The sequence below is a fragment of the Sorangium sp. So ce128 genome (genome assembly GCF_051525245.1).
In the GTDB taxonomy this organism is placed as follows: Bacteria; Myxococcota_A; Polyangia; order Polyangiales; family Polyangiaceae; genus Sorangium; species Sorangium cellulosum_B.
The window spans coordinates 9102364-9128982 of sequence record NZ_CP150313.1 but is presented as its reverse complement, the minus strand read 5'-3'; the positions used below and the strand labels follow the sequence as shown (position 1 = coordinate 9128982).

General features: G+C 68.5%; 16 protein-coding genes and 2 pseudogenes. 12 read left to right on the top strand and 6 right to left on the bottom strand.

All coding sequences use genetic code 11. From position 1 onward, the window contains the following. The first annotated feature begins 21 nt into the window (after positions 1–21). The 7 genes and pseudogenes from WME82_RS34750 to WME82_RS34720 all read left to right on the top strand — a co-directional run bounded on the left by WME82_RS34750 (position 22) and on the right by WME82_RS34720 (position 12645). Positions 22–3561: a hypothetical protein gene (locus WME82_RS34750; protein WP_438038806.1), complete on the top strand. Its 3540-nt coding sequence runs from the start codon at positions 22–24 to the stop codon at positions 3559–3561. Between the two features lie 39 nt (positions 3562–3600). After that, entirely contained in the window at positions 3601–4149 is a 549-nt protein-coding gene (locus WME82_RS34745) for a hypothetical protein (protein WP_437740792.1), read from the top strand. A 176-nt stretch (positions 4150–4325) separates the two neighbouring features. After that, positions 4326–7331, top strand: a pseudogene (locus WME82_RS34740) (SpvB/TcaC N-terminal domain-containing protein); the annotation flags it as partial. A 3187-nt stretch (positions 7332–10518) separates the two neighbouring features. Next, positions 10519–10638 (top strand): annotated as a pseudogene (locus tag WME82_RS34735) (RHS repeat-associated core domain-containing protein); the annotation flags it as partial. Between the two features lie 135 nt (positions 10639–10773). Beyond that, positions 10774–11544, top strand: coding sequence for a hypothetical protein (locus tag WME82_RS34730; RefSeq protein WP_438038805.1), 771 nt, complete (start codon positions 10774–10776; stop codon positions 11542–11544). Between the two features lie 165 nt (positions 11545–11709). Continuing rightward, complete coding sequence (locus WME82_RS34725; RefSeq protein ID WP_438038804.1) at positions 11710–12120, top strand: hypothetical protein; 411 nt, start codon at positions 11710–11712, stop codon at positions 12118–12120. Between the two features lie 351 nt (positions 12121–12471). Beyond that, a complete protein-coding gene (locus WME82_RS34720) occupies positions 12472–12645 on the top strand; it encodes a hypothetical protein (protein WP_438038803.1) in 174 nt (57 codons plus the stop codon). 666 nt (positions 12646–13311) lie between these two features. Here WME82_RS34720 and WME82_RS34715 read toward each other — a convergent pair. Both WME82_RS34715 and istA read right to left on the bottom strand, forming a co-directional pair. Next, on the bottom strand, positions 13312–14133 hold the full coding sequence (locus tag WME82_RS34715; protein WP_438038802.1) for an ATP-binding protein: 822 nt from the start codon (positions 14131–14133) through the stop codon (positions 13312–13314). Beyond that, positions 14133–15719: an IS21 family transposase gene (gene istA / locus WME82_RS34710; RefSeq protein WP_438038801.1), complete on the bottom strand. Its 1587-nt coding sequence runs from the start codon at positions 15717–15719 to the stop codon at positions 14133–14135. Before istA ends, WME82_RS34715 begins: the two co-directional genes overlap by 1 nt. Positions 15720–16553: 834 nt before the next feature. Between istA and WME82_RS34705 the strand changes: the two genes are divergently transcribed. Beyond that, positions 16554–18905: a toxin TcdB middle/C-terminal domain-containing protein gene (locus tag WME82_RS34705; protein ID WP_438038800.1), complete on the top strand. Its 2352-nt coding sequence runs from the start codon at positions 16554–16556 to the stop codon at positions 18903–18905. A 54-nt stretch (positions 18906–18959) separates the two neighbouring features. Then, on the top strand, positions 18960–19697 hold the full coding sequence (locus WME82_RS34700; protein WP_438038799.1) for an RHS repeat domain-containing protein: 738 nt from the start codon (positions 18960–18962) through the stop codon (positions 19695–19697). 24 nt (positions 19698–19721) lie between these two features. Here the strand turns inward: WME82_RS34700 and WME82_RS34695 are convergent, their stop codons facing one another. Continuing rightward, positions 19722–20171 (bottom strand): hypothetical protein, encoded by a 450-nt coding sequence (locus WME82_RS34695; protein ID WP_438038798.1) that lies wholly within the window; start codon positions 20169–20171, stop codon positions 19722–19724. Here WME82_RS34695 and WME82_RS34690 point away from each other — a divergent pair. The 3 genes from WME82_RS34690 (at position 20170) to WME82_RS34680 (ending at position 22577) form a co-directional block, all read left to right on the top strand. Further along, positions 20170–21558 carry a transposase gene (locus WME82_RS34690; RefSeq protein WP_438038797.1) on the top strand — a complete coding sequence of 463 codons (1389 nt, stop codon included), beginning with the start codon at positions 20170–20172 and terminating at the stop codon, positions 21556–21558. The genes WME82_RS34695 and WME82_RS34690 overlap by 2 nt on opposite strands. 26 nt (positions 21559–21584) lie before the next feature. Next, positions 21585–21896 (top strand): hypothetical protein, encoded by a 312-nt coding sequence (locus tag WME82_RS34685; protein ID WP_438038796.1) that lies wholly within the window; start codon positions 21585–21587, stop codon positions 21894–21896. Positions 21897–22250: 354 nt separating this feature from the next. Further along, on the top strand, positions 22251–22577 hold the full coding sequence (locus tag WME82_RS34680) for a hypothetical protein (protein ID WP_438038795.1): 327 nt from the start codon (positions 22251–22253) through the stop codon (positions 22575–22577). 63 nt (positions 22578–22640) lie between these two features. Here WME82_RS34680 and WME82_RS34675 read toward each other — a convergent pair whose 3' ends face one another. From WME82_RS34675 to WME82_RS34665, 3 genes are all read right to left on the bottom strand, one after another. Beyond that, positions 22641–23405 carry a glutaredoxin domain-containing protein gene (locus WME82_RS34675; RefSeq protein WP_438038794.1) on the bottom strand — a complete coding sequence of 255 codons (765 nt, stop codon included), beginning with the start codon at positions 23403–23405 and terminating at the stop codon, positions 22641–22643. After that, the gene (locus WME82_RS34670; RefSeq protein ID WP_438038793.1) at positions 23402–25492 is read right to left on the bottom strand and encodes an ABC-F family ATP-binding cassette domain-containing protein; all 2091 of its coding nucleotides are present in this window, start codon (positions 25490–25492) and stop codon (positions 23402–23404) included. The genes WME82_RS34675 and WME82_RS34670 overlap by 4 nt, the downstream gene beginning before the upstream one ends. A 158-nt stretch (positions 25493–25650) precedes the next feature. Then, complete coding sequence (locus WME82_RS34665) at positions 25651–26277, bottom strand: glutathione S-transferase family protein (protein ID WP_438038792.1); 627 nt, start codon at positions 26275–26277, stop codon at positions 25651–25653. Between the last annotated feature and the right edge of the window lie 342 nt (positions 26278–26619).

Here is a 26619-nt window from a genome sequence, read left to right as displayed (position 1 = left end):
GCGGAGCTACGCCGGCAACTCGTGATTTCCAACGCCTGGGCGGCCGGCCTGACCGTTCCGATCACGCTCGACGACTACCCTCTTCGACTCAAGCTGTTCGGAAGCGCCACCCCGTTCCGCGCCTTCATCCCGCGCGAGATCACGGGCGACACGACGGACAGCGCCGCAGCCGGCGCGCCGTTCTTCTTCTACAAGGACGCTCGCTCGACGTTCTTCGCCGAGCTCGTCCTGTCCGAGCACACTGAATATCACGATGCCTCGAAGATCCAGCCCGGGATCACGCCGTTCAACGACGTCGACAAGGACGACGAGGTGCTCGGCCGGGAAGGCCTGTCGGCCACGCTGCCCCCGTGGGTGAGGAGGGCGCCGGAGGAGACGTCCATCGCGCATGTCTACCAAGACGCGAAGCGATACCGGTTCACGTCCTTCTATCACCCCCACGTCTGCCTGTTCCGGAAGGAGCTGCAGCGCGCCGGCGTGGACGGGCTGCTCCAATGGTCGCTCCGCCCGACCGAGCCGCTCCAGCTCAGCGCCGACGACTTCTTCGCCGAGACGTACCACCCGGACCCCGAAAACGTGCTCAAGCCGTATCCGATCGAGGACGTCGACTTCTCGTTCCGGGGGGCATACTCGGTCTACAACTGGGAGCTGTTCTTCCATGCCCCGTTCCTGATCGCCCTACGGCTGATGCGGAGCGGCCGGCACGCCGAGGCGCAGCGCTGGTTCCACTACATCTTCGACCCGACCACGGGCGACCCCACCCCGGCGCCCGGGCGCTTCTGGAACGTGCGGCCGTTCCGCGAGAACAGGGATCTCGCCTCGATCGAGGACGAGCTCCGGGAGGTGCCAGCGGCGCAGCAGAGCCCGATGGCCAAGCTGTTCGGCTCGCTCTTGACGAACCTGGCCGACCCGCCGGAGAAGGAAGAGCTCTCGGCGCAGATCGAGGCGTGGCGGAGCGACCCGTTCAACCCGCACCTCATCGCGCGGATGCGGCCGATCGCCTACCAGAAGGCGGTGGTGATGAAGTACGTCGAGAACCTGATCGCCTGGGGTGATCAGCTCTTCCGGCGCGAGACGATCGAGGCGATCAACGAGGCGACGCAGCTTTACATCCTCGCCAGCAGCCTCCTCGGCCGGCGCCCGCAGCGCGTCGAGCGGCAGGAGACCGTGGCGCCGCGGAACTACTGGCAGCTCGAGGCGCTCGGGCTCGGCGACCTCTCCGACCCGGTGGTCGGGGCCAGGTCCCGCGTCGAGGCGGAGAGCCTCGTTGTCAGCTCGCTGATGAAGACGCCGAGCAAGGCGATGTTCGAGCCCGTGCCGGACCTCGGCGAGCTGTACTTCTGCGTGCCCCGCGACGAGGCGCTCTCGGCGCTCTGGGACACGGTGGCCGATCGGCTCTTCAAGATCCGGCACTCGATGACCATCGAGGGCGTGGCCCGGGTGCTGCCCCTGTTCGAGCCGCCCATCGATCCGATGCTGCTCGTGCAGGCCAGGGCGCTCGGCGTGGATCTCGCGACGGTGCTCGACGAGCCGAGCTCCGCGCGGCTCCCCTACCGCTTCCAGGTGGTGCTCGCGAAGGCGATGGAGCTCTGCGGCGCGGTGTCTGGGCTGGGCGGCGCGCTCCTCGCCGCGATGGAGAAGAAGGACGGCGAGGCGCTCGCGCGGCTCCGCTCGGGCCACGAGGTCGAGCTCCTCGCGGCGGTTCGGGAGATCAAGGCGCAGCAGGTCGCGGACGCCCAGGCGAGCCTCGCCGCGCTGGAGCGCTCGCACGAGGCGGCGAGGCTCCGCCGCGACCACTCCGCGGGCCTGCCGTGGATGAGCGCCGCGGAGGAAAGCGCGCTGGCCCTGAGCGTCGAGGGCATGGAGCTCGGGCTCGTGGCGCAGGGGATCGCCGCCGTCGCCCCCGGCGTCGAGGCCGTCCCGCCGACGACGTTCGGCGCTGCGGGCTCGATGGGGAGCCCGGTGGCCATCACGACGATCGGCGGGCAGGCGTCGGGCGCGCCGATCGAGGCGGCGTCGCACGCGCTCTCCATGGTGGCCGGCGCGCTGCGGGAGGGCGCGTCGCTCGCGGCCACGCTCGCCGGGTACGAGCGGCGCGCCGAGGAGTGGGCGCTGCAAGAGCGGCTCGCGGCGAAGGAGATGCAGGGGCTGGAGAAGCAGATCGCCGGCGCGAAGATCCGCGCCGCGGTCGCGGAGATGGAGCTCAGGAACCACGAGCGCCAGGCCGAGCAGGCGCGCGAGGTGCTGGCGTTCCTCCACGAGAGGAAGCGCACGAACGAGGAGCTGTACGACTGGATGGTGGCGGAGCTCGCGACCGTCCACTACCAGACGTACACGCTGGCCTACGACATGGCGAAGCGGGCGGAGCGGGCGCTCCGGTTCGAGCTCGGCACGCTCGATGGCACGCCCGCCATGGTGCGCTTCGGGGCCTGGGACAGCCTGAAGCAGGGCCTGCTCGCCGGGGAGCGGCTCCAGCACGACCTCCGCCGCCTGGAGGTCGCGTTCCTGGAGAAGACGCCGCGCGAGGCGGAGCTCGTGAAGCACGTCTCGCTCGCCGAGGTCGCGCCCGAGCAGCTGATGCACCTCCGAGAGACCGGCGAGTGCGAGATCGAGCTGCCGGAGGAGGTGTTCGATCTCGATTACCCGGGTCACTACTTCCGGCGCATCAAATCGGTCGCCGTCACGATCCCGACGGTGACCGGCCCGTACGCCGGCGTGAGCTGCACGCTGAGGCTCAGCGGCACGAAGGTGCGCAAGGACAAGGCGGTGACCGGCGGGTCGTACGCGGACGCGGTGAACTTCCGGACGGATCTCTCGCCGCTGACGGAGGTGATCGCGACCAGCGGAGGGGTGAACGACGCGGGCCTGTTCGAGCCGAACCTCCGCGACGAGCGGTATCTGCCCTTCGAGGGAGCGGGCGTCATTGGCTCCTACTGGATCGGGCTCCCTGCGGCGAACAACCGATTCGACATCGGGGCGGTGAGCGACGTGATCCTGCACATCCGTTACACGGCCCGCGCGAACACCACCATTGCGGGCGCGGCGAAGGATTACTATGTCACCAACCCGCCGGTGCGCCGCCGGATCTTCAGCCTGCGGTCCGAGCTGCCGGCCGAGTGGGCTCGCTTCATGGCGGCGCCCTCGGACCCGGTCGTGGCGCAGGAGCTCTCGATCCCGCTCACGCGGGAGATGTTCCCCTATGCGCCGGCGGCCCGGAAGATCGCGCTGACGAGCGTCACGTTCTACGCGCGGTGGAACGGCAAGGTGGCCTACACGAGCGGCACTGCGCTCCAGGTCGGCGTGGCGCCGCCAGGCGCCGCGGCGAGCACGATAGCGCTGCCGGGTTATCCGGACGGCGTCTCGCGCAACACGGGCAAGGGCGCCAGCATGAGCCCGCCCGGCGGCTCGTGGGATCTCGGCACCTGGACGCTCAGCGCGAGCAGCGACAAGGTCGACGATATCGCGGGCGATCTCAGGACGACGAGCAACCGGCTGAACGACACGCTCCAGGACATCTACCTGCTCTGCGAGTACAGCCTCTCGCCGCATTCCCAATCGTAGAGGACGGCGCTGCGATCATTCACCAAGGAGTCAGCATCCATGTCGGACAACATCACTCTTCCTCAGGGAGCGGGCGTGCTCCTCTCCACCGATGAGATCCTCGGCGTCCACGTCCTCCGCGCCAAGGTGCAGACTGGCGCGGACGGCGCGGCCGTCGACGTCTCGCAGAGCAATCCGCTGCCGGTGAGCCTGGTCGGGTCGCTCCCGGCCGGAACCAACACCGTGGGCGCGGTCAACGTGAAGCCGGCCACCTCCGGCGGGCTCTCCATCTACCGCAACGTCGGACTGAGCACCACGGGGCAGAGCGTGAAGAGCTCCGCCGGGCAGGTGTTCGGCTGGTACCTGGCCAACTGGAGCTCGACCGACGCGTTCGTGAAGCTCTACAACACGGCCGGGGCCCCGACGGTCGGCACGACCCAGCCTGCCTTGACGCTCATGGTGCCGGCCGGGCAGGTGGTCTCGACCGAGCACACGAACGGCATCGCGTTCACGAACGGCATCGGTATCGGCGCGAGCGCCACCGCGGCAGACAACAACACCTCCGCGCCCGGAGCGAACACCATTATCGTGAACGTGTTCTACAAGTAACGCTGGCCTCCGAGGGCTTGAGCCGTCGTTCCCGGGGGGGCCGGGCAACGGGAACGGGGCGGTGGAAGATCCGATACGTCCCTGAGCGGCGTCTGGCCCGGCGCCGCTCTCGGACTTGGCGGCCGACGCCGTCGTGCCGGAGCGAGTCGCTCCGGGCGCGTGGGCCGCCCATTGCCATGGGAAGAGGGAGACGGATGAACGCTCGTGAGCCCAAGAAGGAAACCACCGCTGCTCCGGCAGCGTCACCGGCCGCGCCGGACGGCGGAGCCCGCGGCAAGAGCCGAGATCCAGCGTCCCTCGCCCGAGAGGGGTCTGGTAAAAACACCGAGGCTCCGAAGGGCCTCCCCGGCGCGCCCAGGGCGCCGGAGCTGCCCGCGCCCGCGCTGCCGAAGGGCGGCGGCGCGATCCGCGGGGTGGATGAGAAATTCTCCGCGAACCCGGTGACGGGCACAGGCTCGTTCTCGATCCCGCTGCCGTTGAGCCCCGGCCGCGCGGGGTTCGGGCCAGCACTGGCGGTGAGGTACGACTCCGGGGCTGGCAATGGCCCGTTCGGCGCCGGTTGGCAGCTGTCGATCCCGCGCATCACGCGAAAGACCGACAAGGGCCTTCCCCGTTACGACGACGCGCACGAGAGCGATGTGTTCGTCCTGTCCGGCGCGGAGGATCTGGTGCCGGCCAGGTCGCTCGACGGCGCGGAGCTCGACCGGTACGAGACGGAGAGCGAGCGCGTCATCCGCTACCGTCCCCGCGTGGAGGGCGCGTTCGCGCGGATCGAGCGCCGCGAGGCCAAGGCGAGTGGGAACGTGTACTGGACGGCGACGACGCCGGACAACATAACGAGCGTCTACGGGCGGAGCCCGGAGGCACGGATCGCCGACCCGGCGAGGCCTGCGCGCATCTTCTCGTGGCTGCTGGAGGAGACGCGGGACGACAAGGGCAATGTCGTCGTCTACGACTACAAAGCAGAAGACCTGATGGGTGTGGCACGCGACGAGGCCGCGGAGAGCCACCGCCACGCCGGCCGTGCGGCGGTGGCGAACCGCTATCTGAAGCGCGTCCGTTACGGGAACACGGTGCCGGGCGACGCGGGGAGCTGCGTGTTCGAGGTCGTCTTCGATTATGGGGAGCACGACGAGGTGGCGCCCACGCCCGCGGGGAGCGCCCCGTGGCTGGTCCGCCAGGACCCGTTCTCGGTGTACCGCGCCGGCTTCGAGATCCGCACGTACCGGCTCTGCCGTCGCGTGCTGATGTTTCACCATATGTCCGAGCTCGGCGAGACGCCGTGCCTCGTGCGGTCGCTCGACCTCACGTACGTGGAGAACGCTTACCTGACGCGGCTCGCTACCGCGATCCAGGCCGGATATATCCGTGATCCGCAGACCCAGGCGTACAGCCGCGAGGCACTCCCGCCGATCGCGCTCACGTACAGCGCGCCGGTGATTCACCGCGAGGTGAAGTCGCTCGACCCCGAGAGTCTGCGCGACCTGCCGGGCGGCACGATGGGGACGGGGCGGCGGTGGGTCGATCTCGACGGCGAGGCGCTTCCCGGCGTTCTGATCGAGGAGGGCGAGGTCCTCTATTACAAGCAGAACCTTGGCGGGGGCCTCTTGTCCGCGGCGCGGCCGCTGCAAACTCGCCCGGCCGTTTCCGGCGGGCAGTTGCTCGACGTCGACGGGGACGGGCGCAAGGAGAGGGTGGTGTTCGAGCGGCCGGTGGCGGGCTACTTCGACCGCACCGACGCGGGCTGGGCGCCGTTCCGCCCGTTCGCGTCGCAGCCGAACGTCGACTGGAGCGACCCGAACGTCCGCCTCATCGATCTGAACGGCGACGGGCACGAGGACATCCTGATCACGGGGCCCGACACGTTCACGTGGTATCCATCGCTCGCCAAGGGCGGCTTCGACCAGCCGATCACCATCGCGCGCCCGAGCGACGAGGAGCGCGGGCCGTCGCTCGTCTTCGCCGACGCGGCGCAGAGCATCTTCCTGGCCGACATGAGCGGCGACGGGCTGGTGGACCTGGTGCGGATCCGGAACGGCAACGTGTGTTACTGGCCCAACCTCGGCCATTGCCGCTTCGGCGCCAAGGTGCAGATGAGCGGGAGCGTGCGGTTCGACCACGAGGGCCGCTTCGACCCGAAGCGCATCCGCCTCGCCGACGTGGACGGCTCGGGGACGACCGATATCGTCTACCTGCACCCGGACGGCGTGCGCTTCTATGCGAACAACGCTGGAAATACGTTGGCTTCGCCGGTGATCCTGCCGCAGCTTCCCGACGTGAGCGATCTGGCGTCGGTCGAGGTGATCGATCTGCTCGGCTCCGGGACCGGGTGCCTGGTGTGGGCCTCGTCGCTGCCCGGGGCGCGCCCGCGGGTGCGCTACATCGATCTGCTCGGGAGCAAGAAGACGCACCTCTTGACCTCGATCGCGAACAGCCTCGGAAGGACCACGACGGTGACCTATGCTCCGTCGACGAAGTTCTACCTGGCCGACATGGTCGCTGGTCGACGGTGGGTGACGAGGCTGCCGTTCGTGGTCCATGTCATCGAGCGCGTCGAGGTGTTCGATGCGATCTCGCGCCACCGCTTCGTCACCACGTATGCCTACCACCACGGCGACTACGACGGGGTGGAGCGGGAGATGCGCGGCTTCGGTATGGTCGAGCAGCGGGACACCGAGTCGTTCTCGGCGTTCAGCGGGGCCGGCTTCGCGCCGCCCGCGGTCAACGCCGATCCCGAGCTGCACCTGCCGCCGGTGCTGACGAAGACGTGGTTCCATACCGGCGCCTGGATCGAGGGGGCGAAGATCTCGGCGCAGTACGAGAGGGAGTATTACGCCGGCGACGCGGAGGCGGTCCGTCTGGCGGACACGCTGCTTCCCGAGGGGCTCGGCGCCGTCGAGATGCGCGAGGCGTGCCGGGCGCTCAAGGGGCGGCCCCTCCGCCAGGAGATCTATGCGCTCGACGGCTCGGCGGAGGAGCCGCGGCCGTACGTCGTCACGGAGCACAGCTACGGGATCCGGCGTCTCCAGCCCGCGGTGGGCGATGCGCACGCCGTGTTCTTCGCCCATGCGCGCGAGGCGCTGGAGTACCATTACGAGCGCAGCGAGAGCGATCCGCGCGTGACGCACGCGCTCACGCTGAAGGTCGACGATTACGGCGTGGTCATGCAGGCGGCGCAGATCGGGTATCGCCGGCGGGCGGCGGTGACGGTATTCCCCGAGCAGGGGCAGGGGAAGGCGACGCTGACGGAGAACATGGTGAAGCACCTGACCCCGGACGAGGAGGGTGCTTATCGGATCGGGGTCCCGACCGAGACGCGGACCTACGAGCTGCACGGCCTGCCGCTCGGCTCCGAGGGGGTGCTCGGCTTCCAGGCGGTCTTCGACGCGGCGGCCGCGGCGGAGAACGTGCCGACGCTCGCGTACGACGGGACGCCGAGCGGGGGCTTCCAGAAGCGCCTGTTGCAGCACGCACGCACGAGGTACTGGAGCGACGATCTCACGGCGCCGCTGCCGTTCGGCGAGGTCGGGGGCAGGGCGCTCGTTTACGAGAGCTTCGCCAAGGTCCTCACGCCTTCGCTGATCACGTCCGTGTTCGGGACCCGCGTCACGAGCGGCATGCTCGCGGAGGGGGGCTATCTCCAGCTCCCGGACGATCCGGACACCTGGGTGGCCTCGGGGCGCGCGGTGCCTTCGGCGGCTCACTTCTACTTGCCGACGACGTTCGTCGATCCGTTCGGCAATGCGTCGCAGGTCGCCTACGACCCGTATTGCCTGCTCGTGACGGCGGTGACCGATCCGCTGAGCAATCTCGTGGAAGCCGTCCCCGAGTACCGCGTCCTCGCCCCGCGGCAGCTCACGGACGCAAACGGCAACGTGAGCGAGGTGCGCTTCGACGCGCTGGGGAGGGTCACGCTGCTGGCAGTGATGGGCAAGCCGGGTGCCGGCGAGGGCGACACGCTCGCCGACCCGACGGCCACGTTCGCGTATGACCTGGAGCGATTCCAGCTCACCGGCAAACCGAACATGGTGCACGCCCGCGCCCGCGAGCAGCACGGACCGGGCAACACGCGCTGGCTGGACACGTACAGCTACTCGGACGGCTCGGGCAACGAGGTGCTGCGCAAGGTGAAGGCGGAGCCGGGGCTCGCGCCCGAGCGCGACGCGAACGGCGCGCTCGTGCATGACGCGCAGGGCGACCTGGTCTTTTCGCACACGACGTCGCGCTGGGTCGGGACCGGGCGCACGGTGCTGGACAACAAGGGCAATCCGGTCAAGCAATACGAGCCGTTCTTCAGCGCGACGAACGAGTACGAGGACGAAGCGGAGCTCGTGGAGTGGGGGGTCACGCCGATCCTGCGGTACGATCCGCTCGGCCGGCTCATCCGGACCGATCTGCCGAACGGCACGTTCTCGCGGGTGGTGTTCGATGCGTGGAAGCAGACGTCGCACGATCCGAACGACACGGTGCTGGAGAGCTCGTGGTACGCGGTGCGGCAGGCTTTGCCGGCGGGCGATCCGGAGCGCCGCGCGGCCAACCTGGCGGCCGCGCACGCGGGTACGCCGGCGGTGAGCCACCTGGACGCGCTGGGGCGGGTGTTCCGCGCCGTGGCGGACAACGGCGCCGCGGGACAGTACGTCACGCAGAGCACGCTGGATATCGAGGGGCAGCCGCTCGTAATCACGGACGCGCGCGACAACGAGGCGATGCGGCATCGCTTCGGGCTGGGCGGGCAGCTGCTCTATCAGAAGAGCAACGACGGCGGCGAGCGGTGGATGCTGGCGGGCGCGACAGGACAGCGGCTGCGGGCCTGGAACGGGCGGGGGTTCGTCTACCGCTCGTCGTACGATGCGCTGCGCCGGCCGACGCACGAGCAGGCGCAGCTGGGCTCGGGCAGCGAGCGGCTGGCGCGCCGTTACGTCTACGGCGAAGCGCATCCGCAGGCGACTGCGCTGAACCTGCGCGGCAGGGCGTACCAGGTGTATGATGGCGCGGGCGTGGTGACGAGCCAGGCGCACGACTTCAAGGGCAACCTGCTGCAGGCCTCGCGCCGGCTGCGCAGCGACGTGCACGCGGACGCCGACTGGTCGGTGCTGTCGGCGCTGACGGATGTGTCCGCCATCGCGATGGCGGCCGAGCCGCTGCTGGAGGCCGAGAGCTTCGGCACGCAGACGGCGTACGATGCGCTGAACCGCCCAACCAGCCTGACCGCCCCGGATGGCCTGACCGCCTCGGATGCGAGCGAGGTCAAGCCGACGTACAACGAGGCGGGGCTGCTGGAGCGGGTCGAGGCGCGGATTCGAGGCGCGGTGGCGTGGACGACGTTCGTCGACAACATCGATTACGACGCGAAGGGGCAGCGCGAGCGGACCGAGTATGGCAACGGCACCTCGACGGCGTACACGTATGACCCGCTGACGTTCAGGCTCTCGCGCCTGAAGACGACGCGGAGCTCGGACAGCGCGGTGCTGCAGAACCTCACGTATGTGTACGACCCGGTCGGGAACATCGTGGAGATCGGGGACAGCGCGCAGCAGACGGTGTTCTTCAACAACGCGGTGGTGTCACCGAGCGCACAGTACGTGTACGACGCGGTCTACCGGCTGATCGAGGCGACGGGGCGAGAGCACGCGGGCGGGCTGTCGGACGCGCCGCGTGACCAGAACGACCTGCCGATTCAGTCGCTGCCGCACGCGAACGACGCGCAGGCGCTGAGGAACTATACCGAGCAGTACGTTTATGACGCCGTGGGCAACCTGCGGAGGATGGTGCACCAGGCGGGCACGGGGAGCTGGACGCGGTGGTATGCGTACGACGAGGAGACGGCGAACAACCGGCTGACGAGCACGACCGGGGACCCGGTGAACGGGCCGTTCCGCACCTATGCGTATGACGCGCACGGCAACATGACGTCGATGCCGCACATCACGGCGCTGACCTGGGACGAGAACGACCAGGTGCGGAGCACGGACCTCGACGGCGGCGGCGATGTCTATTACGACTACGACGCTGCGGGCCAGCGCGTTCGCAAGGTGTGGGAGCACAACGGGCTTGTGGACGAGCGGATCTACCTCGGCGGCTACGAGGTGTACCGGAGGCGCAGCGGGTCGGGGCTGGTGCTGGAGCGGCAGACGCTGCACGTGATGGATGGCGAGCGGCGGGTGGCGATGGTGGAGACCAAGACGGTCGACACCTCGGGGCCGTTCACGGTGACGCCGCGGGTGCGGTATCAGCTCGATAACCACCTCGGGTCGGCGTCGCTGGAGGTCGACGGGGCGGGGCTCGTTATCGGGTACGAGGAGTATCACCCGTATGGGACGACGGCGTACTGGTCGGCCAGAAGTGCCGCGGAGGTGAGCCTCAAACGCTATCGGGTACATAGGCAAGGAGAAGGACGAGGAGACGGGGCTCTACTACTACGGGGCAAGATACTACGCGCCGTGGCTCGGGACGTGGACGAGCGCGGACCCAGCAGGGGCCAATGCCGATGGGCCTGGACTCTACAAATACGTACGAGGCAATCCAATTCGACTGCTCGATCCGAACGGAAGCCAGAGCGCAGAATCGTCCGATTGGGAACGATTCAAGCAATTCGTTGCCAACAAGGCGACGGAAGTCGCAAGTATGGCAGAAGGTGCGGGGGTAGCAGCGCAAGAGACGTTGGGCGGGCTCGCGCTACTCAATAATGATCCCAAGGCAGTATTGACGAATCTCGCTGAAGCCGCGAAGGAGCGCTACGAGAGGAAGGGAGGTGGCGTAAACGGCGCTGTTGCGGCCATAAATGTCCTGAATCCGTTCGCTCAGATAGGCGAAGCGCTCCAAGCCTCAGAAGCGGCCGCTCGTTCTGGAGATGCCAAGGAGTACGGTCGACAAGTTACCCATGCAATTATCGCCGGCGCTCCTCTTAGAGGGATGTTCATGGGTATGGCTGGTCCCGTAGCCCGTCCGCCGCTAGCGGCCGTCGGCGGCGGGGAAGCGGTCGTGCCCCTGGGCGGCACGAGCCCGAAAGCAATCCCAGGGGTGGGCGCCGACGTCGCTGCGATATCCGGTCCCAAGTTGGCGCCTCCGGGGGCTCCGTTGGGCGCCGCGGATGACCTCTCGGCGGCGCAAAGCAAGGGTGGCTCTGCAGCGCCGGGCGCCGCGAAGCCTGCGTCAGACGCCGCGAAGCCTGCTTTCAAAGCGGAAGCCCGCACAAAGACGATAAAGAACTCCGCTCGCGAATCTGTGATTCGCACCTTGGTTAGTAACGAAGATGAACTCCTCGCAATCGCTGAAGAGGCGGCTGGTGGCAGGCTTGATGCTTGGACGGAATTCAAGACGAACTATTGGATAAGTCCGGATGGTAAGAAGAAGATTGAGTTTAATCTAGAAGGTCATAAAACCACGAACGAATGACCGTGCGTTAAAGTGCAGGTTGCGGTGCCCGATCCGAAGGGCAAAGGTGGTTGGGAAACGGTGCAGAAGGCGTTTATTGAAGGGTGGGAGAATTATAAGCCTGATCATAGGTAGTGGCTCGGTGCTATGTAATGTATGTCGGCAGGCGTCGCGAAAGAGAGAGCAATGAACATAGTTGATTTGGGCGTGGCCGCGCGACAGATTGAGTCGATGATCGGATCGAGACTTCCGTCGATCGTTCCAGATGCAATTGACGATGCGCTCGGTACTCTTCAGTGGACACGCATCCCAACGGGTATCGAAGATGATGACACCATGGCGAAGCTCCTCGGGCTCTCTTCGTTGTCACCGGACACCGAGCTGGTCGTGGTTACAGATGTTTCATTCAAAGAGGGAAGCGGCGCGTTTGCAATATCTGCGTCTCAATTTGAAGATTTCCAGGCGTGGTACTCTGACCAATTCTCTGAGCGAGTCTTTTCGGGGTGCGATGTCATCATTTGCGCTCCGGTGGACAGGCGACTGTGGATCGTGCACCATGAGGGTGCATACGCTACGGCGCAGCTTAATGCTCCATGACCCATCGCGATCCATGGCCTGGCGGCATCCTGACGCTGGTAGCGTCTTCCCTGGACGCTGAACTCCGGAACAAGTCTTCGGCATGGATTTCCCGCCTACGATGCCGATCCGAGGCGTGAGAAATCCGGCGCTGTGAACGGAACGCCTTAAAAGAAAGGCTCGGCGTGGTGACCCATCCGGGTTGCTATGTGTTACCGAGCAGGCTGTTTGATGGCCGGACGATCCGGCTCTGTGGTGGCCATCATCGAGCTGGATCTCCGCTCGCCGCGATCGCAGCGAGGCGATGCGCCGGTGGACTGCGGCGGTCGCAGAGCGCCGGCGCGCTCAGTCGATGCGGAGGGGGAGGCGGTCATGGCCATCGAGGACGGCGTGATAGCGAGCGAGAGCGTCGTCGAGCCGATCGAGGTGGTGGAGCACGACGTCGACGGCGTAGAGGCGAGGGCAAAGTGGATCCGGGTCGCCCGGGTAGCGCGCGGTGAGCGCGTCGCGGGCGAGCGCGAGGGCCGCGACGAGGGCTGTCGGTGATCATCGCGTCCCGCGTCCGATCGGTGAAGAGCGCGACCCCATGATCGCCAGCGTTCACCGTTCACCGCCGGCACCCACGCCGATCTGGGCCACGCTCGCCTCCGCGCGTAGACGTTACGCCCGCCGAAAAGTCGAAGGCCCGAGGGCTGCCACCCTCGGGCCTTCTGGAGCTCCGCGCTGCCGCAGTCCACCACCTTCATCACAAGCCGGGCTCCAGGTCCAGAAGGCGGCGGCATGGAGCCCGTTGCCTTCGTCCGCCTACGCCTCGCCCACTGCGCCCGCTGCCGCGTCCAGCTTCGCCTCTGCCGTCGCTGCGATCGCGGCTGCCACGTTGCAGGGTCATGGGGCCACCACGTTGCAGGGTCATGGGGCCAGGGGGAGACGACGTGATCGGTCTCGACGATGCCCGAGACCGCGAAGCGTGTCGAGGTCCCCGAGCCGGGCGCGAAGCGACCGGCGACGTCTCTCTTTTTTGCAGGGTCATGGGGCCACCGAGGCCCCCTGTAGGCTCCCGTGCAGGGTCCGCGACGCTCACGAGCAGGAAGGTCCACCCCGCCCCCGGCGGCGCCCGCGGTCACGTCGACGAGGGTGGGCCAGGCGCGCCGAGTGGAGCGAGGGGTCAGAGGCGCGGCCCCGGGCGTGACCTCGTCGCCGGGGCCGCAGCGGTCATCGCCGCTTGCTGCGTGGGTGGGTTGGCGGCTTGCTGCGCGCGGGCAGTGGCGGAGCCGTGTTGGTCTCGTCGAGCTTCGGCTTGAGCCGTGGCCTGTACGACTCGCCCTCGATGATGAAGTCGAACGCCGCGTTCTTGAACCGATCGACGGCGCTCTGCGCGAGTAGCACGTCGTCGAACATCGCGATCCACTCGGCTGTATCGCGGTTGCTCGTGACGATCATCGATGCATTGCCCGTACGTTCGAGGAAGAGCTGGTACACGTCGCGGCTCTCTTCCTTGTTCATCGCCTCGAGCGCGAAGTCGTCCAGGATGAGCAGGTCGACGGTCGTGAGCGCGACCATCTCGGCGTCGCGTGAGTTGTCGAGCCTGCTCTGGCGCAGCCTGCGCAGCATCGCGTCGGCGCGCAGAAAGCGCACGCTGTAGCCGTGCTGGCACGCGAGGTGTCCGAGCGCGCTCGCAAGGAAGGTCTTGCCCACGCCGACCGAGCCGAGAATGACGATGTGCTTGTGCTCCTCGAGAAAGCGCAGGCTCGTGAACCCACCGAGCAGACGCTTGTCGAAGCTGACCTTCGCGGTCTTGTCCCAGAGCTCCAGACGCATGCTGGGATTGAGCCCGGCGTCGCGCACGCGGCTCTCCGTCGCGCTCGCCTCGCGGCGCGCGATCTCGTCGGTCAGCAGCATGAGCAACATCTCCTCGTGTCCCATCGACTGCTTCTCGGCGAGCAGGAGGCGCTCGCGTAGCGTCGCGGCGATGCGGCCGAGACGCAAACGCTTGAGCGCCGTGACGAGCGCAGGGTCGACGTCACTGGAGCTCATCACGCCTCCTCCTTCGCCGCGGCAGCCGCCGGCGTGCGTGTCGCGAAGTGCTCGGTGCTGCGCGCGAACCGCGGCGTGGGGAGCGCAACGACCTTGCGCTCATCGGTCGACGGTGATGCGGGCGTCTTCGCCGTCTCGAGCATGCGCGCAACGCGCTGGACGTCGACGACATCGAACGCGAGCGCGCTCTGGCAAATCGCCTCGACACGCCCGCTTCCGAACTTGTTGCACAGCCGCAGCAGCGCGTAGACGAGCCGCATGCGCGTCCAGGGGAGCGGCACGTCGAGCAGCCGCTCGGCGTAGATGCCGACGTGCGCACCGCACTTCTTCGCGCTCGCGACGAGCGAGGCCACGTCACGCACCGCCGCGACGTCCTTGCCCGCGGGGTAGTCGCTCGGGTCGGTTGCGCGTTTGCCCGGCGCGACGCGCGCGTGCACCTTCACGAGCTCCGTGCCGGCGTAGATCCTCACCGACACGCTGTCGGCGCGAACGCGCACCGTGCTGCCGACGTAGCGCGTAGGCACGCTGTAGAGCGACCGGAGCACCTGCACGTGATGATCGGGGTGCACCTTCGCGTCAGTCCAGTGCGGCACGTCGAACGGCTCTGCCGGCGCCGGCTTCATCGCGCTCTTCTCGCGCGCTTCGAACACCTCGCGCGGCACCTCGCGTGTCGTGCCGTGGACGCGCGCGCCGGCGACGTCGCGACACCATCGCTCGGCGGACGTGCGCGCCTCGTCGAGGCTCGTGAACGACTCGCCGTCGAACCAGCTCTCCCGCACGTAGGCGACTTGGTTCTCTACCCGCGCCTTGTCTTTGGGCGACCTGACGCGCGCGGCATCGACGAACAGCCCGCGCGTCTGCGCGTAGTCGAGGAAGGCGGGCACGAGCACCGGGGCGAGCTCGTCGGCGCGCAGCACGATGGCCTTCATGTTGTCCGGGAGGATCACTCGTGCCATCGCGTCAAAGAACTTCCACGCTGCATCCAGGCCCGCGCACACCGCCGCTGTGGTCTGCTCGAACGACGGCCACACGAACTGGTAGCGGCTGTACGCGAGCGTCACCACCAGCACCCACAGGTTGCGAACCCGCTGCGTCGTCGGGTCGAACAGCCTGCCCATCAGGCCGAAGTCGACCTGCGCGACCTCGCCGGGCTCGGTGTCCGCGACGCGAACCGTCGGCGTCTTTTTACGCCACGCCAGCTCCTCCTTGGCGAAGCGTCGGAGCGTGTAGTAGCTCGCGCTGACGCCGTGGTCGCGCTTGAGCAGCGTGTGGATCTTCCGCAGCTTCAGCGGCCGAGTTTGGGTGAGCCAGGCCTCAATGCTCGCGCGATGCGCGCCGATCTGCTGCCACTCCTCACTGGCGTCGGGCACCGGGCGCGCCTGTACACGCTGGGCGATGGCGTGGATCTCCTCGTCCGTCGGCTCGCGGCCGCGCGGCAGGGGCAGCGTCGCTGCGGCATCGAAGTACCTGCCGACCGTCTTGCGGTCGAACCCCGTCTCGCGCGCCACGTGACGCGCGCTCTGACCCGCCGCACGACGGCGGAGCATCTCCTTGATGTCAACCATGATCAGCTCTCGGTAGGGCATCGGCCTCCTTCCGACGGCGACCCGCGCCGTCGTCGCAAGGAGCCCATTTCAGATCCCGACCGCGGCGTCCCGAGCTGGCCCCATGAGGCTGCAAAAAACCTCGGAAGCTGGCCCCATGACCCTGCAAAAAACTGGGTCACGCCCCCGCGCGGGTGGCCCCATCCTCCTGCAATTGGGGTGGCCCCATGACCCTGCAAAAAACGCCGTCAGGTGGCCCCATGAGGCTGCAAACTGGCACGCGGCCAGCGCCTCTGTCCCGACTGCTGCCCGCTCCAGCGTCGTGAGTCGCTCCGCCGCGCCGGTGCCGCCTACCAGACGCAGCTTCGCGCTCGCCGCCTCCATGCCGCTCACCAGGCGCGGTATCGCGACCGGCAGCGGGACAAGTTCTCCGCGCAGAAAGTGACGCATCACGGGGTGACACAAGCCGCGGCCGCGTCGATGTCCCAGCTCGCGCCGGAGATCCCCCCCGGCCGAAAGGACAACGATGACGATTGGATTCGAGATGTCGGCCGCTGCTCGCTCTGCGGAGCGCGGCTTCCGCCTGTTACCGAGCACGCTCTTTGATGGGCGTGCGATCCGGCTACGTGATGGCGTGCTGGGAATCCCCGACCATGTCAAGGCCCTGCGGCCGCCTCCGGCGGTGCCCCTGCGGGGCAGCCTTGACACGGCCGGGGATCCCCAGCGTGAGGCAACTACGCGTTCGGGCGGGGGATCCGCCCGAACGCGAGCCCATCATCGAAGGTGGCGCCCGCCGATCCACGTCGACCAGGTGTCGCGTACTTACGCGCCCCTCCCATCAAAGAGCCGGATCGCCGAGGGCCTGCTGTCCATCAAGTGCCGTGCTCGGTAACAGCTTATCACCACGGCGACTACGACGGGGTGGAGCGGGAGATGCGCGGCTTCGGCATGGTGGAGCAGCGGGACACCGAGTCGTTCTCGGCGTTCAGCGGGGCTGGCTTCGCGCCGCCCGCGGCCAACGCCGATCCCGAGCTGTACCTGCCGCCGGTGCTGACGAAGACGTGGTTCCATACCGGCGCCTGGATCGAGGGGGCGAAGATCTCGGCGCAGTACGAGAGCGAGTACTACTCCGGTGACGCGGAGGCGGTCCGTCTGGCGGATACGCTGCTTCGCGAGGATCTGGGCGCCGTCGAGATGCGCGAGGCGTGCCGGGCGCTCAAGGGGCGGCCGCTCCGCCAGGAGATCTATGCGCTCGACGGGTCGGCGGAGGAGCCGCGTCCGTACGTCGTCAAGGAGCACAGCTACGCGATGCGGCGCATCCAGCCCGCGGTGGGGGATGCGCACGCCGTGTTCTTCGCCCATGCGCGCGAGGCGCTGGAGTACCATTACGAGCGCAGCGAGAGCGATCCGCGCGTGGCGCACACGCTCACGCTGGAGGTCGACAATTACGGTGCGGTCATGCGGGCGGCGCAGATCGGGTATCGACGGCGGGCGGCGTGGTCGGCGTTCCCCGAGCAGGAGCAGGGGAAGGCGACGCTGACGGCGAATGATGTGAAGCACCTGGTCCCGGACGAGGAGGGTGCTTATCGGATCGGGGTCCCGACCGTGACTCGGACCTACGAGCTGCACGGCCTGCCGCTCGGCGCGGAGGGGGTGCTCACGTTCCAGGCGGTCTTCGACGCGGTGGACGCCGCGACGCACCTCGATTACGACGGAACGCCGGGCGGGTCGTTCCAGAAGCGCCTGTTGCAGCACGCGCGCACGAGGTACTGGAGCGACGATCTCACGGGGCCGCTGCCGTTCGGCGAGGTCGGGGGCAGGGCGCTCGTTTACGAGAGCTTCGCCAGGGTCCTCACGCCTTCGCTGATCACGTCCGTGTTCGGGACCCGCGTCACGAGCGGCATGCTCGCGGAGGGCGGCTATCTCCAGCTCCCGGACGATCCGGACTACTGGGTGTCCTCAGGGCGGGCGGTGCCCTCGGCGGCTCACTTCTACTTGCCGACGACGTTCGTCGATCCTTTTGGCAATGCGTCACAGGTCACCTATGACCCGTATTGCCTGCTCGTGACGGCGGTGACCGATCCGCTGAGTAATCTCGTGGAAGCCGTCCCCGAGTACCGCATCCTCGCCCCGCGGCAGCTCACGGACGCAAACGGCAACGTGAGCGAGGTGCGCTTCGACGCGCTGGGGAGGGTCACGCTGCTGGCGGTGATGGGCAAGCCGGGGGCTGGCCAAGGCGACACGCCCGCCGACCCGACGGCGACGTTCGCGTATGACCTGGAGCGATTCCAGCTCACCGGCAAGCCGAGCGTGGTGCACGCCCGCGCCCGCGAGCAGCACGGACCGGGCAACCTGCGCTGGCTGGACACGTACAGCTACTCGGACGGTTCGGGCAACGAGGTGCTGCGCAAGGTGAAGGCGGAGCCGGGGCTCGCGCCCGAGCGCGACGCGAACGGCGCGCTTGTGCACGACGCGCAGGGCGACCTGGTCTTTTCGCATGCGACGTCGCGCTGGGTCGGGACCGGGCGCACGGTGCTGGACAACAAGGGCAATCCGGTCAAGCAGTACGAGCCGTTCTTCATCGCGACGAACGAGTACGAGGACGAAGCGGAGCTCGTGGAGTGGGGGGTCACGCCGATCCTGCGGTACGATCCGCTCGGCCGGCTCATCCGAACCGACCTGCCGAACGGCACGTTCTCGCGGGTGGTGTTCGATGCGTGGAAGCAGACGTCGCACGATCCGAACGACACGGTGCTGGAGAGCGCGTGGTACGCGGCGCGCCAGGCGCTACCGGCGGGCGATCCGGAGCGCCGTGCGGCCGAGCTGGCCGCCGCGCACGCCGGGACGCCGGCGGTGAGCCACCTGGACGCGCTGGGGCGGGTGTTCCGAGCGGTGGCGGACAACGGGGCCGAGGGGGAGTACATCACCCAGACGACGCTGGATATCGAGGGGCAGCCGCTCCTGATCACGGACGCGAGTGACAACGAGGCGATGAAGCATCGCTTCGGGCTGGGCAGGCAGCTGCTCTATCAGAAGAGCAACGACGGCGGCGAGCGGTGGATGCTGGCGGGCGCGACAGGACAGCGGCTGCGGGCCTGGAACGGGCGAGGGTTCGTCTACCGCTCGTCGTACGATGCGCTGCGCCGGCCGACGCACGAGCACGTGCGGCTGGGCTCGGGCAGCGAGCGGCTGGCGCGCCGTTACGTCTACGGCGAAGCGCATCCGTAGGCGACGGCGCTGAACCTGCGCGGCAGGCCGTACCAGGTGTATGATGGCGCGGGCGTGGTGACCAGCCAGGCGTACGACTTCAAGGGCAACTCGCTGCAGGCGTCGCGCCGGCTGCGCAGCGAGGTGCATGCTGGCGCCGACTGGTCGGTGCTCTCGGCGCTCACGGACGTGTCGGCCATCGCCGCCGCGGCCGACCCGCTGCTCGAGGCCGAGAGCTTCGAGACGCAGACGGAGTACGACGCGCTGAACCGGCCGACGCGCCTGATCGCGCCGGACCCGGATGCGAGCGAGATCAAGCCCACCTACAACGAGGCGGGCCAGCTCGAACGCATCGAGGTGCGCATCCGGGACGCGGCGGCATGGACGACGTTCGTCGACAACATCGACTACGACGCGAAGGGCCAGCGAGAGCGGATCGACTACGGCAACGGCACGTCCACGGAGTACACGTACGATCCGCCGACCTTCCGGCTCGCGCGCCTCCGGACGACGCGCAGCTCGGATGGCGCCGTTCTCCAGAACCTGACGTACACGTACGACCCCGTCGGGAACATCGTCGAGATCAAGGACAGCGCGCAGCAGACGGTGTTCTTCAACAACGCCATGGTGTCACCGAACGCGCAGTACGTCTATGACGCGGTCTACCGCCTGATCGAGGCGACGGGACGAGAGCACGCGGGCGGGCTCGCCGACGTGCAGCGCGACCAGAACGACCTGCCGATCCAGGCGCTGCCCCACGCGAACGATGCGCAGGCCCTCAGGAACTACACCGAGCAGTACTTTTACCTATGAACGTGTCAAGCTCGGGACAACGATTCACGTCGATCTCCGGCCGGGAGAAGGGGTCTGGGTGGACGTGGATCGCCGCGTTGTCACCGGCGCTTGCCGGGCGGGCGCCCCCCGGATGGGCCGCGGAGACGAGGCGGCAGCGCCGGCAGCTTCGGGCGGTCGCACTGCGGCTGCGCGACGAGGCAGCCGCTGAGGACGGCTGGTCTGCGCGACGTGCTTGAGCGCCTTCTGCTGGCGCAGCATCCGCAGCTCCCCGTCGAACAGCGGCGCGATCGGCGGCATCCCCTCGCGCTCGTAGATCGCGTCGAGCGCGGGCACGGTGCGGGTGCGCACACCCGAACCGTAGGCCTTGGGGCGCGGCTGCCCCTTCGGCGGCCCGGTCCGTCGCCGCTCGCCGGTCGCCTTCACGCGCATCCGGGCCGGCTTGGTCTCGGTGGGCGCAGGCGAGCCGCCGCATTCGCCGGCGCTGATGTGCATGGTCACACTGCTGCAGGGCTACGTCGGCGCATCGGATGCCGAGGCGGTGGAACTGTCCGTCGTCGACCTGCGCTGGCAAATGGTGCTCGGCTGCCTGGGTGCGGCCACGCCCGCGTTCTCGCAGGGCGCGCTGCAAGCGTTTCGGGAGCGGATGGTCGCGCACGAGATGGATCGGGTGCTGCTGGAGCGGACCGTGGCGCTCGTTCGGTCCGGCGCGATGACGGAGGGCGAGAGGCGCGCGGTGTCCAAAGCGCTGCGCGTGGCGATCGATAGCCGCCCTTTAGCGGGGGCCGGGCGGGTTGAAGACACGATCAACCTGCTCGGCCACGCTGCCCGCAGCATCGTCCGCGTCGTGTCGAAGATCACCGAGCGTCCGCCCGAGGAGATCTGCCGCAAGGCGGGCATCCCGCTGCTTCTGGTTCCCAGCATCAAGGCCGGGCTCGACCTGGACTGGAGCGACCCGAAACAGAAGGCGGCGGCGATTCAGAGCCTGGAGCGGCAGGTCTCGTCGCTGCAGCAGTGGGTCGACCGCCACCTGGACGACGTCGTCGAGCAGCCGCTTCGCACCTATCTGGAGGCGGTCACACAGGTTCGAGACCAGGACATGGAAACAGCCGAGGATGGGACGGTTCGCATCCGGCAAGGCGTTGCGCCTGACCGCCGTGTCTCCATTGAAGACGCCGAGATGAGTCACGGTCGCAAGAGCCGTTCGAAGCGGTTCGACGGCTACAAGGAACATATCGCGCGCGACCTTGACCTTCCGGTCATCGTCGCCTGCGCGGTCACGCCGGCGAATCGGCCCGAAGAGGAGGGGGTTGCGCCGATCGCCAAGGACGTCCAGCATCAGAGGCTACGCCTCGGTGAGCTGCACATCGATCGCGCCTACGTGAACAGTCCCGTCGTCGACGACGTGATCCGAGCGGGCGGCCAGGTGTTCTCGAAGCCTTGGGGGCAGCGGGCTCGCAGCCCCGATTTATTCAGCAAGCGCGACTTCAAGATCGAACTGCGCGCCAAGACAATCACGTGTCCAGCGGGACGGATCGAGGTGTTCGAACCGGGCGATACGGTCGAGTCCGATCCTGAGGAGTGTGCCGCGTGCCCCCTCCGAGCCAAGTGCACGCAAGCTGCGTCGGGGCGAGGGCGGACCGTGTCCATCGCCGAGGATGAAGCTCTGCAGGGCAAGTTCCGGAAGTTGCAGCAGACCGGGCCAGGGCGCGCCGTGCTCCGGCAGCGGACAGCTGTGGAGCATGCGCTCGCCCACATCGCAGCGCGGAAAGGACACCGCGCGCGCTACATCGGCGCCAGGAGAAATCTGTTCGACCTCCGGCGCGCCGCAGCCATCCAGAGTCTTGAGGCGGCTCAGCGGCTGCTCCAGAAGGCTGCATAACCTGTCGGAATTAGACAACTTTCAACATGTTCGGCGTACTAGATGATATGGGAAAATTCCAGGTCTACGGCATAAAGACGACCGCCGACGGGGCACATGTGACAGGTCGCCTCATCGTGGGCACGTTCACACGCGGCAAATCCGTTCATTCTGCCCACCACGCCGACGAGATGGGTGTGAAACACGGGGAACCGGTCGAGCTTGATCTCTTGATCGATGGAATTGTCATCTACAGTAACGAGATCGACGAAATTCAGGAGGGCCTTACCGCGTTGATACGGCTCCGAGGCCACTGGCCCGGCCAGATCTCACAAGGATGGATTCTGGAGGGCGGCTGACCCTCTCACACTGCATCCGTCCGCGACGTGAAGATGCCGACGCCGGTGGGGCTGGGAAGCCGCTCGCCGGGCCCATGCGCCTTCGCCCCACCCGTGTTGTTGGTGTTGAGCCTCGCCATCGAGCAATGTCCACGCGCCAGGTGAGCGGGCCGAAGATGGGGATGGTGAAGGCTTGAAGCGGATAATTAAGCGGTTCCCAGCGCCGGCACCTGTTGCGAAGACCATCGTTTGCGCCAGACTGATCCAGACCCGTCCGAACTGGCCAGACTGCCGTCAATACGGAGATCGCAAACCTGGTGCGAAGTTTCCTGACTGGACGTTCACTGCGGAATTGGGCAACTAGATGGAGGGACCATGTCGGTTGTTCTGATGACAACTTCACGGCAGGGTGACACCAGGTCGAATCGCCTCGTCCCGGTCGCTGCGCAGGCCACCTTCAAGGAGTTCTGGGTGCCGGCGGCCGAGGCGCTCGGGCTCCAATGGGTCCCCTTGTTCGAGACCGGAATCCCAGTGGAGCGAAGCGACCTGCCGGACGTCATCCGAGAACTCGAGGCTCTGCGCGCCTTGTGGGTCTCGTCAGTGCCGAATCGCGAAGCGATCCTCGAGCGCCTCGATCGGCTTATCGATGAGCTCAACAAGATCAACAGCGCTGACGATGACGTAGAGATATTTGTCGGATAACGTCCAGACACGGCGAGCATGTGCCGAGTCGCATCATCGATGCTTCGGCCCGCAGCCGCCCCCTCAGAGCGTCGTCCCGCCCGCCGCCCGCGCGAGCGCCTGGTCGATCGCCCCCGGGCTGAACCCCACGAGGATCTGCCCCCGCACGTCGATGATCGGGATGCTGCCCCCGCGCTGGTGGCTCTTCGCGAGCTTGTCCTGCATCTCCGCGGCCGCGCCCGCGTCCTCCTCGATGTCCTTCACCACCGCGGCGATCCCCTTCGAGCGCAGGTAGTCCGCGGCCTGGTGGCACGGCTTGCACCACGAGGCGCCGTAAATGATCACCGTGACCCCCGCGAGGTGGCTGGGCGCGCCCGGCGCGCCGGCGCCCGCCGAGCCGCCGGGGCCCGGCGCCGCGGGCGGCGGCGCCGTCTTCGCGATGTGCTCGGCGCGCCGCTTCTCCAGCAGCGACTCCCATTCCCTCCGCGGCATCGTCCGGACCGCATACGTGCCGTCCGGCCGCTTCTGCGTCAGATCCGCGACGTAGAACGCGTCCCGCGTCCCCTCCGTCCGGTCCGAGAGCATGGCGCGGACGAGCGCGCGTCCCTCGGCCGGCACGTCGGTCGGGTGGAGCTCGACGTGCGTGTCGCCCTTCTCGTCGATCCACGTCAGCATCAGGTTCGCCGTGTCGTCGCGGAGCTCGAGCGGCGGCAGCTCGGCGACGGCCTGCGCCGGCGTGGTGCCGTCGTCGCGCTTCTCCTTGCATGCCGGGCCGAGCGCCGCCGCGGCGAGCGCGAGCAGCACCCCCGCGACGCGAGCCCGCCGCGCGCCCCCCGCCCGCCGCTTCACGCCTCGCCTCCCGCCGTCGCCGAGGCCCCGAGCTCCTCGCTGAGCGCCATCCACTCCGCCATCGCCGCGTCGACGCGCTTCGCGAGCGCCTGCTCCTCGCGCGCCGCCGCCGCGAGCTTCGCCCAGTCGCCGCCCGGGTCCTGCTTGAGCGCCTCGCGCATCTCCGCGAGCCGCGACTCGCCCGCCGCGATCTCCGCCTCCAGCTCCTTGATCCGCTTGCGCTTGCGCTCCGTCGCCCGCGCCGTCGCCTTGTCGCTCTCGAACGCCCGCCGGCGCGCCGCCGCGTCGCCCGCGTCGGCCGGCGGCGGCATCGTCGCGCCGCTCCGCCGCACCGCGCGGCCAGACGCCTTCGCGCCCCGGTCCGCCGCCTCCGCCCGCGGCTCCTCGCGCGGCGGCGGCGCGCTCGCCGTCTTCCGCGCTCCGCGCGCGCCCTTCGCCCTCTCGCCCTCCTCGCGCGCCCGCTCCGCCTCCTCCGCCTCGGCCGCGAGCTTCTCGAGGTTGTCGCGGTAGTCGCGGAAGCCGCCGGGGTAGATGTCCACGCGCCCCTCGCGCACCGCGACGACGCGCGTCGTCACCGCCTCCAGGAACCTGCGGTCGTGCGAGACGAGCAGCACCGTGCCCTCGAAGCCCGCGAGCGCCTCCTCGAGGATCTCGGCGGCAGGGATGTCGAGGTGGTTCGTCGGTTCGTCGAGGAAGAGCAGGTTGCGCGGCTCGAGGAGCAGCTTGCCGAGCGCGAGCCGGCTCCGCTCGCCGCCGGAGAAGCCCTGCACCTTCCGGAGCGCGTCGTCCCCGTAGAACCGGAAGCGCGACAGGTACTGGCGTGTCGCGTCGACGTTCATGTCGGCCCGCACGCTGCGGATCTCCTCGACCGCGGTCCTCGACGGATCGAGCGAGCCGAGGTGCTGGTCGAAGTAGCCCTGGCAGAGGTTCGTCCCGCGCCGCACGTCGCCCGCGTCCTCGGGCGCGCCCGCGCCGGCGAGCAGCTTGAGCAGCGTCGATTTGCCCGTCCCGTTGGGCCCCACGATGCCGACGCGGTCGCCGCGCCGCAGGAGGAGGTCCACGCCGGAGAAGAGCGTGCGCCCGCCGCGCGAGGCGCCGAGCCCGCGCGCGTCGAGCACGATGTCCCCGCTGCGCGGCGCGGGCGCGAACCGGAACCGGACCCTCTCGGCGGTCGCCCACACGTCCTCGGGCCGGTCGATCGTCTCGAGCTTCTCGAGCATCTTGCGCCGGCTCTGCGCCTGCTTCGTCTTCTGGCCGGCGATGTTGCGCCGGATGAAGTCCTCGGTCTTGGCGACGAACGCCTCCTGCCGCTCGGCGAGCTCCCGCTCCCGGGCGAGGTCCTCCTCGCGGGCGACGGCGTAGTCGCTGTACTTGAGCGGGTAGGCGCGGAAGCTGCGCTGCCCGAGCTCGAACGTGTGCGGGCAGACGGCGTCGAGGAACGCGCGGTCGTGCGAGACGCAGAGGAGCGCGCCGCCGAGGCCCGCGAGGTGCTTCTCGAGCCAGGTGATGGTCTCGATGTCGAGGTGGTTCGTGGGCTCGTCGAGCAGCAAGAGATCGGGCTCGATGGCGAGCACCACGCCGAGCTGCAGGCGCCCGCGCTCGCCGCCGGACAGGCTCGAGACGGGGCGATCCATGTCGGCGGGCGAGAACCCGAGGTGGGCCGCGATGATCTCCACGCGGCGCTCGAGGTCGTCGCCGCCGGCGATGTGGTAGCGGTCGGTGAGATCGCTGAGGCGGGCGAGATCGGCCTCGCTGCCGCTGGCGGCCGCGTGCTGCGCCGCCGTGAGGGCGTGGCGCAGCTCGAGCACCTCCGAGAACCCGGAGAGGAAGGCGTCGAGCACCGTGCCCTGGGCCGCGAGCTCGTGCGACTGCCGGAAGTACGCGAACCGGATCCCCTTGCGGATCACGACCGAGCCCGTGTCGGGGGTGAGCTCGCGGGCGACGAGGCGGAGCAGCGTCGATTTGCCCGCGCCGTTCGGGGCGACGAGCGCGGCGCGCTGGCCTTGCTCCAGGGAGAAGGTGATGCCCTGGAAGAGCCTGTCCGCGCCGTAACCGAAGCTGAGGTCGGCGACCTGGAGGACCGTCATTGCGGCCGAGTTCTAGCATGTGTCCGGCGCGCGCAAGGGCGCTCGGGGCGCGGGGCCCACACCGCGCGGACAGCGTGGATGACCGTGGGCGCTCGCCGCGCGGGTGATGAAGAGGCGGGGGCGCGCCTCGCCCGCCCGGGCGAGCGAGGCGCTCGGGCTCAGCTCTCGGCCATGATCGCCTTCACGGCCGGGCGCTCCATCATGCGGCCGAGCCATCCCTTCAGGTTCTTCAGCTCGGAGATGTCGATCTTGGCCGCCTGAAGGCCCCAGCCGAGCACGGACGCGAGGTCGAGATCCACCAGGGTACAGCGCTCGCCGGTGACGTACTGGCGGCCGTCGAGGCGGCCGTCGAGGATGCGGAGCAGGCCGCGCGCCTCGGTCATCGCCGCCTCGGCCTGCTTCGCGTCCTGCTGCTCCTTGGGGAACCAGTCGCTCGTGTTCTTGATGTAGCGGAACAGGGCGCTGGTCAGGTTGACCTGGCCCCAGAGGAGCCACGTCAGGGCCATCAGCTGCTCGGGCGAGCCGGGGGCCGGCCACAGGCCCTTCTCGACGCCGTAACGCTCGCCGAGGGCGATCTGGATCGCCACCGACTCGAACATCGGGGTGCCGTCGATCACGAGGGTCGGCACCTGGCCATTGGGGTTGAGGGCGAGGAACTCCGGCTTCTTCTGGTCGCCGGCGCGCAGATCGACCCGGACGGCCTCGTGGGGGACACCGAGCTCGGCGAGCGTCAGGCGGATGCGCCCAGCGCTCGATTGGGGGGAGTAATAGAACGTGATGGTCATGGTTCGTCTCCGGCGCCCCTTGTAGTGGATCCGATTCGCCGCCGTCACGCTCATCGTGCATGGGACCGCCAAGTTTCCTCGGGGCCCCGTCGAAACAGCGATGTTCCCACTTTGTCATGGGGAGCAAGAAATCGACAGAATCGGGCGGGGAGCGCGGGGAGCGCGGGGAGCGCGGGGAGCGCGGGTGAGCGAGGGGGGTCGCTCAGGCGCCGATCGACGTGAACGCGAAGAGGGCAGTCGTCAGGACAACACGAGCGCTTCTTCTCTCCGGCCGTCTTCACGGTTTCACCACGCCCTCTCCGCGCGAAGCACAGATCTCGAACGACCGGACCTGATCCCGGC

Coding starts and splice junctions, on each gene's coding strand:
- WME82_RS34745 (WP_437740792.1), top strand. CDS start 3,601: ATGTCGGACAACATCACTCTTCCTCAGGGAGCGGGCGTGCTCCTCTCC.
- WME82_RS34730 (WP_438038805.1), top strand. CDS start 10,774: ATGGCAGAAGGTGCGGGGGTAGCAGCGCAAGAGACGTTGGGCGGGCTC.
- WME82_RS34725 (WP_438038804.1), top strand. CDS start 11,710: ATGAACATAGTTGATTTGGGCGTGGCCGCGCGACAGATTGAGTCGATG.
- WME82_RS34720 (WP_438038803.1), top strand. CDS start 12,472: ATGGCCATCGAGGACGGCGTGATAGCGAGCGAGAGCGTCGTCGAGCCG.
- WME82_RS34715 (WP_438038802.1), bottom strand. CDS start 14,133: ATGAGCTCCAGTGACGTCGACCCTGCGCTCGTCACGGCGCTCAAGCGT.
- istA (WP_438038801.1), bottom strand. CDS start 15,719: ATGCCCTACCGAGAGCTGATCATGGTTGACATCAAGGAGATGCTCCGC.
- WME82_RS34690 (WP_438038797.1), top strand. CDS start 20,170: ATGGTCACACTGCTGCAGGGCTACGTCGGCGCATCGGATGCCGAGGCG.
- WME82_RS34695 (WP_438038798.1), bottom strand. CDS start 20,171: ATGCACATCAGCGCCGGCGAATGCGGCGGCTCGCCTGCGCCCACCGAG.
- WME82_RS34685 (WP_438038796.1), top strand. CDS start 21,585: ATGTTCGGCGTACTAGATGATATGGGAAAATTCCAGGTCTACGGCATA.
- WME82_RS34680 (WP_438038795.1), top strand. CDS start 22,251: ATGTCGGTTGTTCTGATGACAACTTCACGGCAGGGTGACACCAGGTCG.
- WME82_RS34670 (WP_438038793.1), bottom strand. CDS start 25,492: ATGACGGTCCTCCAGGTCGCCGACCTCAGCTTCGGTTACGGCGCGGAC.
- WME82_RS34665 (WP_438038792.1), bottom strand. CDS start 26,277: ATGACCATCACGTTCTATTACTCCCCCCAATCGAGCGCTGGGCGCATC.